Source organism: bacterium (assembly GCA_016700035.1).
Classification (GTDB): Bacteria; Patescibacteriota; Saccharimonadia; order CAILAD01.
On record CP064998.1, the window covers coordinates 90,396 to 107,820 of the forward strand.

Here is a 17,425-nt window from a genome sequence, read left to right on the forward strand (position 1 = left end):
CAAAATACATATTGATGGTGTATTTTAGCTTGGAGCATATCAATACTTGTATTTTGTGCTAAGGTGGACTATTTACGGGTGTAGGGATTTTACAATTTAGTTTTACCGGTGCTTGATTGAAGTTCGAATAATTTCTTGTAAAGACCACGGGGTTTTTTGATTAGATTGTTGTGGGTTCCACGCTCTACGATTGTACCTTTCTGTAGTACGAGTATTTCATCGGCATGACGAACGGTGCTGAGTCGATGGGCGATAGTTAGGCTTAAGCGCCCTTTCATGAGTTTTTTCAGGCCATCTTGCACAAGTTTTTCAGATTCGGAGTCGAGTGCTGAAGTTGCTTCATCGAGGATTATGAGGTCTGGATCCTTTAAGATAGCTCGTGCAATAGCTACACGTTGCTTTTGGCCACCTGATAGTTTTATGCCACGTTCACCAACGATGGTGTTGTATTTTTTTGGAAGGTTTTCGATAAACTCAGCAGCATGGGCTTGTTCGACGGCAGTCTCCAGATCGGCTTGAGTAGCTTTATCATTGGCTAGCTTGAGGTTTTCTTTAATAGTTCTATTAAATAGAGCAACGTCTTGCATGACCATACCAATGTGTTGACGGACTGATTCGTGAGTATATGTGTCGGCTGGCTGATCGTTAATTAAGATTTCGCCAGCCGTTGGGGCATAGAAGCGTAGCATTAGTTTTGTTATGGTAGACTTGCCAACACCTGAGGGTCCGACGAGGGCAATAGAATTATTTTTATCAATTCGAAAGCTGATATTTTCAATGGCACCCTTCTTGCTGTCTGGATAAGCAAAAGAGACATTGCGAAACTCCAGTGACTCAAGTTTTATCAGCTGAATGGCATTTGGGCTACTAGGGAAAGTTGGCTTTTCTTCAAGCAGTGTAACTAGGCGCTCCACATCATTTTCTACCCGATCAGTATCGGGTATAAATTGTGCAAAAGCACGGGCATTATTTCGTAGTGAGTTATAGTAGGCAGTAACGGCTACAAAAGTACCGGCTGAGAGTCGCCCCTGAATAAGTTCAAAAATAATTATTATGATAGCTAGTATGAAAGATAGCTCATTAAATATTGATACTCGGAAGCCAGATAATTGCCAAGCGTCACGTACCATGAAGGCTTGCTCTAAAACCCTATCTTGCTCTTTACTGAATAGGTTGCGAAATCGATTAACTGAAGAAAGAGTTGAAATTGTGGTCATATTTTGAATAGTTTCGGAGAATATTGCAGAGCTAGCTTCACTATGTTTGCGCCAGGCCAGATTTGCTGGTCGATTACGCTTGCGGGTTATATGAAATTCGAAAGAGGAATAGATTATTATACCGAAACCCAAGAGGCCAATTAAGAGATTAGTTTGCATGAGGATTATAGTAACGATAATCATTGTAAATATTGGACCCAGGAGTGAATAGTTGAGGCTATTTATCCAAGATGCAAAACTATCGATTGCTTGATTGTTTTTATGGATAATTGCACCAGGTCGATGGGTATCAAAATAGTCTGTGCTTAATGAGGTAATTTTGGCGAAGACTTTTTGATGTAGTCCAGACCTGACGGTATGGAAGCTTCGATTGCTTACTATATTAAAAATATATGAAGTTGCCAGTACGATTGCGCTTAATAGTGTTAGAAGTATTAAGTCAGATTTAACATCTGCCCAGCTTAGGCTATTACCTTTGGCGACAACCGTATCGACTATCTGCTTAAATATTTGTGGCTGGATGGCAGTTATGCCAGCTATGATTAAGCTGGCCACCATGATAGTTAGTAGGCGACCATATTGCTCGCGTATATAAGGCAGTATTTTTAAGATATTCTTCATAAGCCTATTTTCCTGGAAATACTCAAGTTTGACAACTCTTTATTTTATTGTCCGACTATGCTATAATGGTTGTAGTCGAGAGGGTGAGAAATAGCCAGAATTCTCTCGTGTTTTTCTCTTTAAACTATCTGGCGTTTAGCGCTAAAGCGAGGCATAATAAAAGGATATGGCAACCGGTTCAAAAAAGGGCGGACGTAAAAAGTCGGCTCGACCAAATACTCGTAAAAAACAAGATGTAGCTGAAAAGAAACCACTTCTTTCCAAAGCTGCAAAACAAGATATTGCCGCAATTATTTTAATTGGGTTGGGTGTACTTTTGATAGTGGCCTTTTTTGGTGGTGCCGGTTCGTTGGGGAACTCATTTATGGGGCTTGTGAAGGGGTTGATTGGGCAAGCAGCATATTTGGTGCCGGCAGCTTTTTTTGGTCTGGCAGTTTTACTCTTTTTACCCAAGCGGTTTGAGCTGAAGGGGCAAAACTACTTTGGCCTGATTGCGTTTTTTATTGTACTAGCCGGGATTTTACAATTTAGCTTAGCTGGGGAGGGTACATCGCTAAGCGAACTATCAAATCAGGGTGGTTTTGTGGGCTATGCGCTATGGATGATCTTACATCCTTTACTAACAACACCGCTGGCTATTTTCCTTTTGGTATTAGTCGAGTTGGTGGTGATTGTGATTGCCACTGGCGTGCGACTAGCTGATATTGCACGTAAACTTTTTGGTCGCGAAAAGAAGACCGATGAGAGCAAGTTAGAAGTGAAACAGCCAGGTTTTGCGGTGAATAATAAACTTCCTTTTAAGGGTGCGATTGGCAGTGATGATGAGTCGAAAGTCGCACCTGTTACGAAGGCAGCAATGACGGCTACGCTTGATAAAGACTGGAAGTATCCACCACTTGATTTACTAAAGGGGATGTCGACTAAGGCGGATGCTGGTAATGAGAAGGAAAAAGCAAAGATCATCCAAGATACCTTAAAAGAATTCAAGATTGACGTTAATATGGTTGGTGTTAATGTTGGTCCGACCGTTGCGCAGTATACTTTTAAGCCACAGAGTGGTGTGAAGCTCAATAAAATTACTGGTCTAGATAGAAACTTGGCCTTAGCCTTAAAGGCTCAACATATTCGTATTGAAGCACCAATTGCCGGGACCGACTTGGTTGGTATTGAGGTGCCAAATGAGAAAAGCGCTCAGGTGCGCTTGCGGGATATTTTAGAAAGCAAAGAGATGCATACCAAGCCGAGTCGCCTGGAGTTTGTGTTGGGGCGTGATGTGGCTGGCGAGATATTAACTGGTGATTTAGCTAGCATGCCCCACTTGCTTGTAGCTGGTGCCACCAAAGCTGGTAAGTCGGTAATGATTAACACGATGTTGACTTCATTCTTATACCGTAATTCACCGGCCCAGCTGAGGTTGATTTTGGTTGATCCAAAGCGCGTGGAGCTTACCCCGTATAATGATATTCCACATCTCCTAACACCAGTTATAACTGATCACGAAAAAGCTATTAGTGCTATGAAGTGGGCAGTAACTGAGATGGAGCGACGACTTAATTTGCTAGCCGATAACGGTAAGCGCGATATTGGTGAATATAACCAGCAAAAAGGTGTGGATGGCATGCCTTACATTGTAATTGTACTCGACGAATTTGCTGATCTTATGGTGGTTGCTGGCAAGGATGTTGAAAGCCTGATAGTTCGAATTGCTCAAATGGCTCGAGCAGTTGGGATTCATTTGGTTTTGGCTACTCAGCGCCCAAGTGTTGGTGTGGTGACGGGACTCATTAAGGCCAACTTGCCTGCTCGTGTGGCGCTAACTACTGCTAGTCAAATTGATAGTCGGACAATTTTGGATCAGAGTGGGGCGGAGAAGCTACTTGGTAAGGGTGATATGTTGTTTTCTTCGCCAGAGTTCATGAAGCCAAAACGAGCACAAGGTGTGTTGATTACAGGCGAGGAAGTTTCAGCGGTGATGAATTTCTTACGTGATGAACGAGCGCCACAGTATAATGAAGAAGTATTGGCGCAGGCAGTTAAGATTGGTGCCCGTGGCGTGATGGCTAGTGGCGATGGTGGCTCAGGCGATGATGACTTATATGATGAAGTGGTGGCTTTCGTGGTGCAGAGTGGTAAGGCATCATCTTCGCTCCTACAGCGTCGTTTTAGGGTTGGTTATGCCCGGGCTGCTCGCTTGATGGACATGCTTGAAGAAAATGGTGTAATTGGGGCGGCTGAAGGATCAAAGCCGCGCGCAATTCTGATGTCTTCAGTTGGTAGTAGCTCGGCAGATATTGGTTTTCAGGAAGATGCAGGGGAGAACGTGAGCGCGGATGAATGAAAGCTCTCGTAAAAATTCTTCTAAATCTCGATTGCAGACACTTGCCTCTATCTTAAAGCGACGACGTGAGAGTTTAGACTTATCTATTTCTGAAGCCGAGCAGGCTACCAGAATTCGAGCTCGCTACATTGAGGCCCTGGAAGCAAGTGAGTACGATATCTTAAAAGATGATGTATATAGTAGGGGGTACGTAAAAAATTATGCTGATTTTTTGGGTCTAGAAGCTAAGCCAATCTTAAAGCTATACGAACAAGAACGAGCTGGGGCGCGCGAGATGAAGCGCCAAAGTCAGCGTGGTCGCAATGTGGCGCTTGGCGTGAAACCAATTAAGTCGACTCGTATGGTGGTAACACCTAAGACATTTGCGCTTTTGTCGATTATGGCGGTCGTAGCTTTGGTGATTGGCTATATTATTTGGCAGGTGATTATTTTGTCGGCACCACCTAAGTTGAGTATTTCGCAGGATGAGGCTCGCAGTGTATCGACTAATTTTGGCTATGTTTCTGGTAGGGTTGAGGGGGGAGCTGATTTATATATTAATGACTCACCAGTTTTAGTAGCAGCCGATGGGGCTTTTCGGGAGCGTATTGCCTTAACTGATGGCCGCAATGAAATAAAGTTGACGGCTACTAATCGACTAGGTAAGAGCGTGACTCAAACCTATGTTATAACTGCTACTCTACAAGACACTACACCAAGCCCCACACCATCTATTAGCCCTTCGCCAAACTCATCACCGACAGTTGAAGCTGGTGCCGTGCAGGCGGTTGTAACTGTGACAGATACCCCAACCTGGCTGGTGGTGGAGGCCGATGGTAAGGAAATTTTTAGAGGCACTATGTTGTCGGCTACCTCGCAAACTTTTTCGGCAGCCGATGTACTGACTCTGGCTACTGGCAACGCTGGAGTAACGCGGGTTGCGCTAACTAATGAGGTGGTGCAGAATAAAGATTTGGGACTGCTGGGGGCACCCGGTGAAGTGCGTCGTGGCGTAGAGTTGCGTCGCGATACAAATTAGGAGGTTTTATGGCTAAAGATGCATCTTTTGATGTAGTAAGTAAGTATGATGTGGCAGATATGATAAATATTGCCGATCAGGTTAAGCGTGAGCTGGCAACGCGCTATGACTTTCAGGGAACTGGTTCGGAGATTGAATTTGATAGAGAAAAGTCTGAGTTGCGGCTAAAGTCAAATTCAGAGATTAAATTACGAGCTATTAAGGACGTAGTTGAATCAAAATTTATTCGTCGCTCGGTGGATTTGAAGTTTTTAGATAATAGCCAGGAAATTACGCAGAGTGGCATGGAGTATAAGTGGACGCTTGCTTTAAAGCAGGGTCTCGATCAGGAAAAAGCTAAGCAGGTATCAAAGATTATTCGCGATCAACATCCCAAGGTTAAGAGTTCTATTCAGGGGGATGCCATTCGGGTGGTGAGTGCAAGCCGGGATGAACTGCAGGCTGTGATGCAGACACTGCGTACGGCTGACCTACCATTTGCTGTAAGCTTTGAAAATTTTCGATAAAAAGTATAAAAACCGAAAAAAGAAGCACAAAATCTCTTGACCTGTACGTATATTGTTCGGTACTATGATTGGTGAACGCAAGAATATAAGATAGGAGAGGTGGATTATGCCAGCTATAACAACCAAGTTAGAAAAAGGAGCAGTAGTGAAGGATTTATCTAAACAATCAGCATCGGAGCGTAATGCTCGCTTGAAGGCAGTTGAGCTGGCAGTAGAGCAGATTGAGCGTCAGTTTGGTACTGGTTCGATTATGAAGTTGGGCGAAGGTATGAAGGCTCATGTTGAGACCATTCCAACTGGTAGTTTGGCGCTAGACTTGGCGTTGGGTGGGGGTTTTCCAAAAGGTCGTATTATTGAGATTTATGGTCCAGAGTCCAGTGGTAAAACCACACTAGCTCTGCATGCTGTGGCTGAAGTGCAAAAGCGTGGTGGCTTGGCAGCTTTTGTTGATGCCGAGCATGCCCTCGACCCTGAGTATGCTGAAAAAATCGGGGTTAATTTAAATGATTTACTTATCTCGCAACCTGATACCGGAGAGCAGGCGCTAGAGATAACCGAAACTTTAGTACGCTCGGGGGCGGTTGATACGGTGATTGTCGACTCGGTTGCTGCCTTGGTGCCACGAGCAGAAATTGAAGGTGAAATGGGTGATGCTCACATGGGCCTGCAAGCACGACTGATGAGTCAGGCTTTGCGCAAGCTTACTGGCGTTGTTAGTAAAACTAAATGTTCAGTTATTTTCATTAACCAGCTACGCATGAAGATTGGTGTGATGTTTGGTAATCCGGAGGTAACAGCTGGTGGTAATGCGCTCAAGTATTATTCTTCGGTGCGTCTTGATATTCGTCGTACGGAGCAGCTTAAAGAAGGTGATCAAAGTATTGGCAATCACGTAAAAGTGAAAGTGGTCAAGAATAAGATAGCGGCACCTTTTAAGATTGCAGAGTTTGACATCATGTTTAATGAAGGTATTTCTAGGCCGGGTGATTTAATCGATTTGGCCGTAAAATATGATTTGGTTAAGAAGGCTGGTGCTTGGTTTTCTTATAAAGAAGATAAGATTGGGCAGGGGCGTGAGGCAGCTAAGCAATTCTTGAAGTCTCATCCAGAAGTAATGGACGAACTAGACACGAAGATTCGTGAGCGAGCCACAGGTGGCAGTCAAGTAGATCTGGCAGAAGATAAGAAAAAATAGCCTAGGTTTAGAGGGGACTGTACGGTATGCCTGTTGTTACAAAGCTTACCTCTCAGAAGCAGAAAGATTTTGTAAATCTCTATGTTGATGATGAGTTCTGCTGTGGATTAAGCCTTAATCAGGTTGCATCCTGGCGCCTGCACAAGGGCTCAGAGCTAACCCATGATCAGCTAGATAGACTGCGTAATGAAGCTCGAGCAAGTAAGGCTTATAACCTAGCAATTCGATACTTGGGATTACGGATTCATTCCTCACAGGAGGTTATGGAATATTTGAGGCGAAAAGAATTTGAAGATGTGTCAATTGCTGTAGTGGGAGATCTTAAGCGAGAGGGATACTTACAAGATGGGGACTTTGCATTACGGTGGAGCGCGATGCGTCAGCAGATGCTGTGGTCGCCTCGTGCAATCCGGGACGAGTTAAGTCGTAAAGGTATTCCTAAAGATATCATCGATGATTGTATAGGTGGTATTGATACCAAAGAGATAATCCTTGGGTTAATCGCAAAGAAAAGTCGTAATCGGACAGTGAACCGTGAAAAGATGATGAGCTATCTCGTTGGTAGGGGGTTTAGTTACCCGGATATAAAACTATGCTTAGATGAGTCAGGCTCTAAGTAATAATTGTGTATTGATTTAATTTGGACTTATCGTGAGATTAGTACAGCACGAATGCAAATCGCAACTGCAATAACCCACAGGCCAGCCATTATTAGCAAAACTTCATACCCTCTTAATACCTCTTATGGTAGGCCATTAATTAAGACGATACAAGCAAATTTTTACCGAACAAAACTATCCTAAGCTGTAGCCGGTTTTATGGCAGTCTTCTTAAATGATCTCATCTCAGATTGTATGATAATCAGTTTTTTATCAGGTATGACATCGGAAATTGTGGAGGCTTGGATTACCAGTAGGCTTTGCTTAAAACTTTTCAGTAGAGGCCTTCTGACGTATATGCGATCCATATGCATGAGAGGTAGTTTGACGGCGCAATCTTCAACTTGTCCAATTTTGCTACCATTCGTGTCGCATACTTTATAGGAAATAAGCCGACAATTATCAGAAAATGCTACTTTATCTCGAATAAAATCAGCTTTTTCCCCAAAACACTCAATTCCCTGTGCGGTAAGTAGGTTATCTACCACGGCGGTTTGGTCGGATCTAATAAAATTAGTCTCACCGGCGACTAAACATTCCAGAAAGGCAAGCTGGAGATTTTCTCGACGAAAAATTGCTCCTTCAATGAGGCCAAGCGGACGTAGTTCGCGACGATCAAAAATAATCATTCCACGCAATTGAGAAAGTAACAATTGCTGGCCCAATGCACGCTTTTTCATGCTTTGCATTATACTCCTAACACTTGATTTATTCTGGTATTTTCGGTAAAATTACGGTGTTTAACAATAAATAACCTTTTTGTTGACGTGAACGCACTAAGTTGTAGTTTAAGAACGTCAGCGAACCTCGCTAAATGTGAGTGAACCAAAGAAAGGATGTCTATGCGACAGTATGAAGTGGGTGTGATTTTACATCCTGACCTCGAGATTGATCTCGATCGTGCCGTAAGCAAGGTCGAAAGTATTATCACTAATCTTGGCGGTAAAGTAGAAAATAAAGATAACTGGGGGAAGCGCAAGCTTGCTTATCGAATTAAGAAGCAGGATTGGGGGATTTACGTATTCTTTCAAGTTAAGCTTGATCCAGCTAAGATTCAAGAGCTTGATAATACTTTGCGCATTACCTCAGAGGTGATCCGTTATATAGTTGTTTCACTTGAAGATGTGCGGCCGGTTAATAAGGGTGCAAAAAATAGCACCAAAAAGCCAGTAGAAAAACCAGAGACTGAATAATATAAGCGTAAGGAGATAGGGATGGCAAAAGATTTTAACCAAGCAATTATAATGGGGAATCTCACACGAGACCCAGAATTACGACAGACTCCCTCGGGTCAGTCGGTGGCGAGCTTTGCGGTTGCGACAAACCGTATTTGGCAAGATCCGCAGAGTGGCGATAAGAAGGATGCAGTTGAATTCCATGATGTAGTGGCTTGGGGTAAGCTGGGCGAACTATGCGCAAATTATCTATCAAAAGGTCGTAAAGTATTGGTTGTAGGTCGATTACAGACTCGCTCTTGGGATGCTGATGGAGTAAAGAAGCAGCGCACCGAGATTGTTGCAACTGATATTAACTTCTTGAGCGCTGGCTCTGGTGAAGGTGGAGCACCATCTTCCTCTGGGGCTAAAAAGACCGACGATCCAGATATCCAGGAGATGCCTGGCGATGATATTAATCTTGATGACATCCCATTTTAAGGAGAAAACATGGCAGAATTTCGTAAGCAGAATCGTTTTTATGCAGAACAAGTAGCGGTAATAGATTACAAAGATGTAAAGCTTTTACAGCGCTACGTTTCTAGTGTAGGAAAGATTGAAAACCGCAAGCGTACTGGTGCTTCAATGAAACATCAGCGAATGTTAGCAAAAGCTTTGAAGCGGGCACGACACATGGCGCTTTTACCATTCGTTGTTAAGTAACCTACTCGACGCGTTTTGAGCGGCATCTGCTGCGTTGAAATTTTGTATCTCGCTTGGATGTACATGAAGTACAACTTGTCCACGAGACTCAACCTCGTCTTGCAGCTGCTCACTCAGAAACACGTCTTAGTACTCATTAATTAAGGAGGTGTTCAGTGTATGGACCAACTGATTTAAGGAAAGAAACATTAGTCGAGATAGATGGCGCACCATATAAGGTGGTCGATTACGCCCAGAAGCAAATGGGTCGAGGTGGTTCGATTGTAAATACTAAGCTGAAAAATCTCATTACTGGCGGAGTGATTGACCGTACGTTTCGTAATGACGAGCGTGTGAAGCCGGCTGATGTAGTGCGACAAAAGTTACAGTATCTTTATACGCAAAGTGATGGGCATAGTCTAATGGACCTTGGAAGCTATGAGACATATGAAGTGGCCAAGGCTATTGATGAAGATCTGCCAAAATATATCTTAGAGGGTGGCGAGATTGAAGGATATCTTTTTCATGGCCGGGTGATTGGCTTTGAGTGGCCAAAAAATGTTGTGCTGACTGTAGTTGAAGCGCCAGGTTCAGATAAAGGAAACTCGGCAGCTGGAGCGACTAAGGCCGTGAAGCTCGAAACTGGTATTGAAGTACAGGCGCCACTTTTTATTAAGGTCGGCGATAGGGTAAAAGTAGATACCCGTAACGGGGCCTACTTAGAGCGCGTTAAATAATATTGATTATTATCCAGGTTCTTCAATCGAGAAGGAGAGAACCTTGGATATCCCACATGTTCCGCAGTCTGGCTGCCGACTGTTTAGCTTGGCGCAATGCCACTGACACACAGTCGGTGGTTTTTTATTTACACGTTAAATTTAAATAGTACGACATCACCATCCTGCATGATGTAATCGCGGCCTTCGAGTCGCACTTTGCCAGCTGTGCGTGCGCCAGCCCAACCGCCACAAGTTATAAAATCTTCAGAAGATACAATCTCGGCTTTAATAAACCCCTTTTCAAAATCGGTGTGAATAACGCCAGCCGCCTCGGGCGCAGTTGCTCCTTGCGGAATAACCCAGGCCCGAGCTTCTTTTTCACCAGCCGTAAAATAGGTTTGGAGACCGAGAGTTGAAAAACCAAGTTGAGCTAACGCATTGAGGCCAGACTCGGTTTGCCCATATTCGGTGAGTAAATCCGAGGCTTCGTCGTTGGGCATATCTTTGAGCTGGGCTTCAAGATCGGCACACAGCACCAGGGCGGGTAGCGGGGCGACGTTGGCACAGAGTTTTTTGTGCAGCTCTTTGTCGGCAAGCCCGGCCTCATCAACATTAAAGACATAAATAAATGGTTTGGCGGTTAGCAGTTGGAGTTCACGAATGATCGGAGGTATTGCATTGGCATATAGAGCGATAGCCAGCGATCCGTCGTCTAATGCGGAGCGTACTTTAGTTAGTTCGGTCATAGCTTCACGCGCTTCGGCAGAAGTTTTGGCTTCTTTTTCAAGTCGCGGTAGGACTTTGTCGATAGTTGTTAGGTCAGCCAAGATTAGCTCGGTCTTAACCGTTTCAATATCGCGCATCGGATCAATCGTGTTATCCACATGAATAATATCGCCCGACTCAAAAGCTCGCACAACCTGTACGATTGCCGAGCACTCACGAATATGGGTAAGGAATTTGTTTCCAAGACCAGCCCCTTCGGCAGCACCTTTTACGATGCCGGCGATATCCGTAAAAGTAACCGGAGCTGGGATAATTTTTTGAGTATTCGCAACATGAGCTAATTTGCTTAAGCGCTTATCGGGCAGAGGCACAATACCAACATTCGGCTCAATAGTGGCAAATGGGTAGTTGGCGGCTAATATATCAGACTTGGTGAGGGCATTAAACAGTGTGGACTTACCAACATTTGGTAAGCCAACAATACCGAGAGATAGGCTCATATGGTTATTTTATCAGATGTGCAGACAGCTATAAAACAAAAGCATTATCAATAAGATGCTTATGGTATTATTTAGTTAATAATGCGCGAGTCCGAAAAACAGTATAGTCCTCAGGATAGACAAGGTGCGGAAAACTTTTCGCGCGCGCAAGCATATCTGTCGCTGAAGGGAGAAGGACTGCAAACGCGTACTGAGCATTCGCGTAGTTTAGAGGATGCAGAGAAGTATCGTGCTCTTGAAACACTCAAGAGTTTGGGGGTACTCATACCGCTGAGTGAGCTAGAGATATACCATGGTCGTGCAGCGCATCCAGGCGAAACTGAGGCATGGGAGGTAGATCCGGCTTTTAGTAATGGCGGTAATAATACTGGTAATTCAAACGTTAATAAACGCTCAACTCTATATACTGGACACCGGGAGATTGCAACCGATTTTGCTAGAGCAAGATCTGGTAGGACTCGAGATGGGTCTATTTCTCAGCCAGAAATTCATCGCATTGATACGCATGATTTGGACGCAACGGTATTTAATCACAACTTTGATATTAGTAAGCTAAGCCCTCAGCAGATAAGTGAATATACCCAAGCCTTGAGTAAGATTCTGGTATCGCCAACTGAAGGATCGCCGTTAGATTTTCAGGATCGAGCCGCTTGGGGGCAGCTTATACCACATATTGCGTCCCTCGGGGAGCGTAGGTTCTTTTCGGATGATGATACGGATAGATTAGTCACTCAGTCAGGTTTATCTACCGAAGTGGTAACGCAATTAATTGGTGCAATAAATTCTCGACAAATGGCTAAAGTTAATCCGGGCTATTTAATATCAAGACTAGTGAATGGCTCAGAAGATCTTAGCCATGGTTATATGGTGTTGGACGGAGAGCGAATAGATATGCCGCTTAATCTAGAATATGTACAAAAGTATCTGCATGAAGCGCATATTGTGGGCGTACAACAGCCCGTTTATTCTGCTACTCTGGACCAAGATATAGAGATTGTATCTTTTTTTGATCTAGATGAAGTTAAGACCAGTCGGTCCAAAGAGCGCGAGCGCGAGCGTAGCTGGACGGCATTTGGTGGGTTGGCGCAGGCCATGGATGGCTTGGTGAGTCCAGAAGCCCAATCAGATAGTCCATTGATGGCACAACTAACTGATACCCATGCAAAGCCCAGAGATATTATGCAAGATGCTCAGCGTGTACCGGGTTATGAGCAGATTTTTGCTGGCTCTGCCGGTGTATGGGAGGGCTTTACACTAGGTGAGCATACCGAAACGGTGTTGCGCAATTTTGATGAAACCTACGCTGATCGGATGCCGGTAGGTTTATTGGCACCGATGCGGTTAGCTATTTTGACGCATGATATTGGTAAGAGTGAGACAGTTGCGAGATTGAGTAAATTAGAGCAATCAAAGATAAATACTCGTCAGGCAATTGATTTTATGGATAAACTTGGCGTAGATGAGCGACATCAGGATGTAATTATTTCTATGGTTGGCTTAGGTGCGGATTTGGCATATTTAATTGATGTTAAGGGTGAGGGAGGTAAGGTGAAGCAGGCTATGTTTCAGCTAGCCCAGGGTACAATGCGAGAATTTTTTGGTCGCGAACCGAGTCGTGATGAAATGCGAGCTTTTGTTGAGATGTGCCGTACTCTACAGCGCTGTGATGGCGGTGCCTATACCAGCATGGCGGTAACACGTTCACGCGATGGTAATGGTTATTATCGTAACGCACCATCTTTTAACGCATCGTTTGCGCAACCAGTTGATGCAGGTCGGCGTAAGGTTGGTTTGCGTAAGCCGGGACAGCAGTCGGCTCAGCTCAGTCAGGCACCGAAGAGCATGGAGCCAGTCTCACGTATTCGAATGCAACCTAGAGGCGTCGCGGCAAAACCGCCAAAGTTATAGTTTTTGCTAATACTTATGTGTAAATCGCTTGCGTTTGCGTATTACAAACGGTAGCATAGAACTTAAGCATTTTACTTGAAAGTAGTGCGTGGAATTATTTATCAATGCCAAATAAATCGATCGATAGCATTGGCCCAAAGCCAAACAAGAATAACATTAAGCCTGTTGCTGAGCATAGGGCTGGTGAGGTTGTGCGTCCAAAGGGTGCCCCCACTCAAGCCGGAGAATCGATTAAGCCAAAAGGTTATCAGGCGCCAAAGAAACTGGAATCAACAGTAGGTAAACCCGACCAGCCTAAGCGACCTGTCAATAAGAAAAAAGTAGCAGTTTTTGCTGGGTTTGTAGGGTTATTTATCCTAGTTTCTCTAGCTGCAGTTTGGTTATTGCGCGGTACAAATTTACTTAATTCAGTCGGTAAGCCAAAGCCGGCTGCTGGTAATTTTGCCGAGGTTGGAGATCAGGCTTCAACTTTGGATGAGTTTAATAAGGTCAAAGATGCTTATCAGGGTTTTAATAAAAAGCAGGCTACACCAGCGGATAGTCAAGTGGTGGCCGCTAATGCCTCTAGAGACCTTATTACTTATCTGGCTCTAAAATCTGAAGCTGTGAAGCAAGGGGTTGAGTGTACTTGGGAAATTGTTGACACGCGCATGGCAACCCAGTATCAGTCTTATGGTGGGAAGGAGGCCTTTTATGCTTATCTAGCCCAAGAATATGGTTGGAGTAAAGAGGTTAGTTTTATGAAGACCTGCACTGAATATTACCGAGAAGTATTGGCGCAAAAAGTGATTGGCGGAACGGATGCTTTTGGAGTATATATTCGCTGGGATAACATGGATAATGATTCCACAGCTCAACAAAGGGCGACTTATGAACAAGAGGCAAAAGCTAGGTTAGAGCGTGATTTCTTGCCTCTATTTAAGAGCGGAGCCAGCAAAGAGGAGATTTATCGAGCTGCTGATATTAGTCCGTATAGTACAGATGTAGAATTTGATAAGAAGATGGAAACACCCGGTAGCCCCTGGGTGCGTACAGTTGAATACCCACGCTTAAATGAAACTACTTATGCTAGCTTTCAGCAGTATCCAGAGGGTGAAAGGGATATTGACTACATATCAAAGCTAGCTGTTGGTGAGAATACAGTCGTATTTAAGTCTAAGGTTGGTTATTATGCTATTTTTCGGGCTACTAATAGGATTCAAGGAGAAGCAGGGTCTATAGATCAAGTTATACAAAAGTATATTGATGGCGCTAAGCTCAGTACAGAATATTATGCATTACCAAAGCCCAGTAGTAATGGACAAGAGCAGTTTGATATGCACGATCTCAAGCAAGATAATACAACCGGCATGCTAGATTCGATGCGACAGGCTTTAGTGCCCACGGCCCGGGCAGTAAATTGCTTTACAAACCATCGGCTGCCAATGAGTATTATTTATACCGACTATGCTACAGGTCAGCTAATACCACTAGAGCAAATACGTACTAATAAGGGTGCGCCAATTAGTACTTTGCAAATATTAAGTACCGGCAATGTACAAGCAGCCTGTAATGATGAGCCTGCCCCAATCCAGAACGCTTATGGTGTATTAAACTTTGGATACTGGGCTGGACGAGCTAGCTGGGATGTTTTTGACCACCGAAATAATCCATGGGCTTTTAATCTGAGTTGTTACACGAGCTGGGAATTTCGCTTTAATAAGGTATATGGCTATGAGCAGGTAAATTATCAAGACGCTAGTCAGTTTGAGGTTACACTTCTAACCAACCAGTGGATCGTTCAAAATAGGGCTTCGGCTTATACTGATCATTATCGGATTCCACCCGATCTATACCAGGGTATTGCTAACGGTGCTCTCGGATATTCCATTAATGTAAGGATGCGCAAAGAGCCTCCGACCACTGGATGGAATCCGCCACTTATGACAGTCTCGGGTGAAAAACAAGAGGAAGATGGAACAACTATCGGTGCATATGCTGACAATACTGTGAGTGAACAGCCGAACAACTTTACTAGCAGTGGTCAACCCTATTCATTTCCTGGCTTGCGGGCCGATCAAGGCCATGTGTTTACTGTAGAGACTGAGCCTAACTATGATGTACTGGGATATCGAATAAATGGCGGGCCAATCAACCAGTCTACAACCTATACTTATGTGGCTGGTACGACTGGCGATGGTACTACATTAGATGTGGATTGGATTTTCCGTAGACGTCCAACTGTCAATCTATCGGTAACCTGTGCGCTTATTTCGGGTAATGTTATTGGTGGTGGCGGTGCAACCATTGAGACATATGCTCGTGTGGGCGGCGCTGATTTGGTGGATGGTGCTGGCCAGCGGATTATTCAGGGGCGAAACTTTAGCTTTACAGTTCCTGAAGCGTATAAAGACGGTGTTGGTCGAACCGTTGAGCTTCGTTTGATTGTAGATGGCGTTGACTGGGGTGCCGCCGCCGCCACCACGCTCAGCTGTAATCGTAACGCATTGTGTAGCAATAATAATTTAGGTACTGTTTTCCCCGGTAATCGTGTAACTATTGGTGTAGGTGGACAAGAAGAGGGAATATCAATTGCCATGTCGAATAATGGTGAGTCGATTTGGAGTACTTATTCTACCGGTACTTATCAACTAGTTCTGACACCAGAGGCAGATATTTACTGGGATATTGTTGCTGGTACATCAGTTCCTGCAGGAGAGAAGATTTATCCTCAGCCTAACCCAATTAGTGGTAAGACTTTTGCACCTATTACCGTTACCCTTACGGCAAGCCCTTCTGATAGCACTACACCACTAGGTTTTCAAATGGCCTTTATACCAGATGGTGGCGGTGCAGCTCAACGATTTGGAACTGCTTGCTCAACTGAGTTACGCGTGCTTTCTTCCTATGGTCCGTGGCTCCGTACGCAAAATGGCAATGTTTCTGCAATGGGTGTTATCAAGGGGCAGGAGGCATTATCGCTAACTGGTGGTAATTTAGGTGGTCGACGAGCCGCCGGTTCAGCTGGAACGACAGCTGATGGGCAAAAAGATGATATCAATTTGGAGGCTACTTACTTATTGCTTTCCAAAGTAGCCGGCAATGGTCCATTCTGTAGCACCAATGCCTATATACTTGGTCGTGATGGTAATGCAGGTACGATGTCTGATTTGAATAGTTGTGATTTTAAACAATATAACTTTGCGCTAAGAGCTAATTTGGAGCGAGCCTTGAGTGCTCAGACGCCAGTATCCGAAGAGCTAATTTATCGGGAAGCTTTTCAGGCTTATGATGATGCCCCAACCAGTTGCCCGTCAACTGGGCCCGAGCCTAGTGGCCCTGCTAGATATGTTAATGGTGGAACTTATGATGGTAGTGGTGCATTGCCGGGTATCTCAGCTAATAACTGCCCCACTATAAGGGTGCTAGATGGGGTGCGTGACGGCAGCTATAAGACATTGGGTGCAAATCCAAGTTTACCTTTACCTGTCGTTCCAATGTTAGTTACGTCTAGGGGTACAGTTTTGGTAGATGGCGATCTTTACATTAATACAAATATTGTAAATGCGCCTTCTGCACCAAGTTTTAATCGAGATGACCTGAATGCCCTCAATCAACTGCCAAACCTAGGGATAATTGTAAAAGGTAATATTATTATCGACAAAGACGTTACTAGAATTGATGCCTCGCTCTATGCTAGTGGCAAGATAAAAACTTGCGAGAACTTATATAATCCAAGCTCATCGACAGAAAACGACCCAAATACTTCTAACGGTTTCAAGCTAGAAGGCGGTACCGTTGCAGAGAATACTCAGGCTGCACGTTGTAGTAAGCAACTCAAAATACATGGCGTGATGGCATCTAAGGGTGGCTTTATGCTGGGGCGTAATTTTGTGGACTTTAGTGCAATGGCTGGGGCTGGACGTATTGGTCGTTCTCGATTTAGTGCCGATTTTGAATATGATGCGCGACGTGGCCTGTATTATGGTCAGCCAGCCGAAGATGTTGTCTTTAATGGATTGATGCTGATTTTGCCGCCACCAGGCTTTGAGCATCTTTCAAACCCAGATTTCTTCCAGGCGCGCTATACGTCTGAGAGCGCTCAACCTCGCTTCTAAAAGCTCCAACCACATCTTGTATGCAATAGTGTGTTCAGGTACGATATACATAAGCGTTTTTGAGG

Annotated in this window: 14 protein-coding genes; 11 read left to right on the forward strand and 3 right to left on the reverse strand. The window is 44.3% G+C overall.

What is annotated here, in order from left to right; translation table 11 throughout:
- Nucleotides 1-89: 89 nt before the first annotated feature.
- A complete protein-coding gene (locus IPM44_00480) occupies nucleotides 90-1,838 on the reverse strand; it encodes an ABC transporter ATP-binding protein (GenBank protein QQS27046.1) in 1,749 nt (582 codons plus the stop codon).
- A gap of 166 nt (nucleotides 1,839-2,004) precedes the next feature.
- Between IPM44_00480 and IPM44_00485 the strand changes: the two genes are divergently transcribed.
- The 5 genes from IPM44_00485 to IPM44_00505 all read left to right on the forward strand — a co-directional run bounded on the left by IPM44_00485 (nucleotide 2,005) and on the right by IPM44_00505 (nucleotide 7,515).
- Complete coding sequence (locus IPM44_00485) at nucleotides 2,005-4,176, forward strand: DNA translocase FtsK 4TM domain-containing protein (protein QQS27047.1); 2,172 nt, start codon at nucleotides 2,005-2,007, stop codon at nucleotides 4,174-4,176.
- A complete protein-coding gene (locus tag IPM44_00490; protein ID QQS27048.1) occupies nucleotides 4,169-5,194 on the forward strand; it encodes a helix-turn-helix domain-containing protein in 1,026 nt (341 codons plus the stop codon). Before IPM44_00485 ends, IPM44_00490 begins: the two co-directional genes overlap by 8 nt.
- A gap of 8 nt (nucleotides 5,195-5,202) precedes the next feature.
- Nucleotides 5,203-5,700, forward strand: a complete 498-nt coding sequence (locus IPM44_00495) for a YajQ family cyclic di-GMP-binding protein (GenBank protein QQS27049.1) — start codon at nucleotides 5,203-5,205, stop codon at nucleotides 5,698-5,700.
- Nucleotides 5,701-5,806: 106 nt separating this feature from the next.
- On the forward strand, nucleotides 5,807-6,895 hold the full coding sequence (gene recA, locus IPM44_00500) for a recombinase RecA (protein QQS27050.1): 1,089 nt from the start codon (nucleotides 5,807-5,809) through the stop codon (nucleotides 6,893-6,895).
- A gap of 26 nt (nucleotides 6,896-6,921) precedes the next feature.
- Nucleotides 6,922-7,515, forward strand: a complete 594-nt coding sequence (locus tag IPM44_00505) for a RecX family transcriptional regulator (protein QQS27051.1) — start codon at nucleotides 6,922-6,924, stop codon at nucleotides 7,513-7,515.
- Between the two features lie 179 nt (nucleotides 7,516-7,694).
- Here the strand turns inward: IPM44_00505 and IPM44_00510 are convergent, their stop codons facing one another.
- A complete protein-coding gene (locus IPM44_00510; GenBank protein QQS27052.1) occupies nucleotides 7,695-8,234 on the reverse strand; it encodes a hypothetical protein in 540 nt (179 codons plus the stop codon).
- Nucleotides 8,235-8,396: 162 nt separating this feature from the next.
- Between IPM44_00510 and rpsF the strand changes: the two genes are divergently transcribed.
- The 4 genes from rpsF to IPM44_00530 all read left to right on the forward strand — a co-directional run bounded on the left by rpsF (nucleotide 8,397) and on the right by IPM44_00530 (nucleotide 10,147).
- Complete coding sequence (gene rpsF, locus IPM44_00515; GenBank protein QQS27053.1) at nucleotides 8,397-8,747, forward strand: 30S ribosomal protein S6; 351 nt, start codon at nucleotides 8,397-8,399, stop codon at nucleotides 8,745-8,747.
- A gap of 21 nt (nucleotides 8,748-8,768) precedes the next feature.
- Nucleotides 8,769-9,209, forward strand: coding sequence for a single-stranded DNA-binding protein (gene ssb / locus IPM44_00520; protein QQS27054.1), 441 nt, complete (start codon nucleotides 8,769-8,771; stop codon nucleotides 9,207-9,209).
- Between the two features lie 9 nt (nucleotides 9,210-9,218).
- Entirely contained in the window at nucleotides 9,219-9,431 is a 213-nt protein-coding gene (locus IPM44_00525) for a 30S ribosomal protein S18 (GenBank protein QQS27055.1), read from the forward strand.
- A gap of 155 nt (nucleotides 9,432-9,586) precedes the next feature.
- A complete protein-coding gene (locus IPM44_00530; GenBank protein QQS27056.1) occupies nucleotides 9,587-10,147 on the forward strand; it encodes an elongation factor P in 561 nt (186 codons plus the stop codon).
- A gap of 128 nt (nucleotides 10,148-10,275) precedes the next feature.
- Here IPM44_00530 and ychF read toward each other — a convergent pair whose 3' ends face one another.
- Nucleotides 10,276-11,355, reverse strand: a complete 1,080-nt coding sequence (gene ychF / locus IPM44_00535; protein ID QQS27057.1) for a redox-regulated ATPase YchF — start codon at nucleotides 11,353-11,355, stop codon at nucleotides 10,276-10,278.
- A gap of 81 nt (nucleotides 11,356-11,436) precedes the next feature.
- On the opposite strand from ychF, the gene IPM44_00540 reads away from it, so the two are divergent.
- Entirely contained in the window at nucleotides 11,437-13,263 is a 1,827-nt protein-coding gene (locus tag IPM44_00540; protein QQS27058.1) for a hypothetical protein, read from the forward strand.
- Between the two features lie 104 nt (nucleotides 13,264-13,367).
- Entirely contained in the window at nucleotides 13,368-17,360 is a 3,993-nt protein-coding gene (locus IPM44_00545; GenBank protein QQS27059.1) for a hypothetical protein, read from the forward strand.
- Nucleotides 17,361-17,425 lie beyond the last annotated feature (65 nt).

Excerpts from the sequence above, each read along its gene's own strand:
- IPM44_00505 (QQS27051.1), top strand. The coding sequence starts at position 6,922 with ATGCCTGTTGTTACAAAGCTTACCTCTCAGAAGCAGAAAGATTTTGTA.
- IPM44_00525 (QQS27055.1), top strand. The coding sequence starts at position 9,219 with ATGGCAGAATTTCGTAAGCAGAATCGTTTTTATGCAGAACAAGTAGCG.
- IPM44_00540 (QQS27058.1), top strand. The coding sequence starts at position 11,437 with ATGCGCGAGTCCGAAAAACAGTATAGTCCTCAGGATAGACAAGGTGCG.
- ychF (QQS27057.1), bottom strand. The coding sequence starts at position 11,355 with ATGAGCCTATCTCTCGGTATTGTTGGCTTACCAAATGTTGGTAAGTCC.
- rpsF (QQS27053.1), top strand. The coding sequence starts at position 8,397 with ATGCGACAGTATGAAGTGGGTGTGATTTTACATCCTGACCTCGAGATT.
- recA (QQS27050.1), top strand. The coding sequence starts at position 5,807 with ATGCCAGCTATAACAACCAAGTTAGAAAAAGGAGCAGTAGTGAAGGAT.
- IPM44_00545 (QQS27059.1), top strand. The coding sequence starts at position 13,368 with ATGCCAAATAAATCGATCGATAGCATTGGCCCAAAGCCAAACAAGAAT.
- ssb (QQS27054.1), top strand. The coding sequence starts at position 8,769 with ATGGCAAAAGATTTTAACCAAGCAATTATAATGGGGAATCTCACACGA.
- IPM44_00480 (QQS27046.1), bottom strand. The coding sequence starts at position 1,838 with ATGAAGAATATCTTAAAAATACTGCCTTATATACGCGAGCAATATGGT.
- IPM44_00490 (QQS27048.1), top strand. The coding sequence starts at position 4,169 with ATGAATGAAAGCTCTCGTAAAAATTCTTCTAAATCTCGATTGCAGACA.
- IPM44_00510 (QQS27052.1), bottom strand. The coding sequence starts at position 8,234 with ATGAAAAAGCGTGCATTGGGCCAGCAATTGTTACTTTCTCAATTGCGT.
- IPM44_00495 (QQS27049.1), top strand. The coding sequence starts at position 5,203 with ATGGCTAAAGATGCATCTTTTGATGTAGTAAGTAAGTATGATGTGGCA.
- IPM44_00485 (QQS27047.1), top strand. The coding sequence starts at position 2,005 with ATGGCAACCGGTTCAAAAAAGGGCGGACGTAAAAAGTCGGCTCGACCA.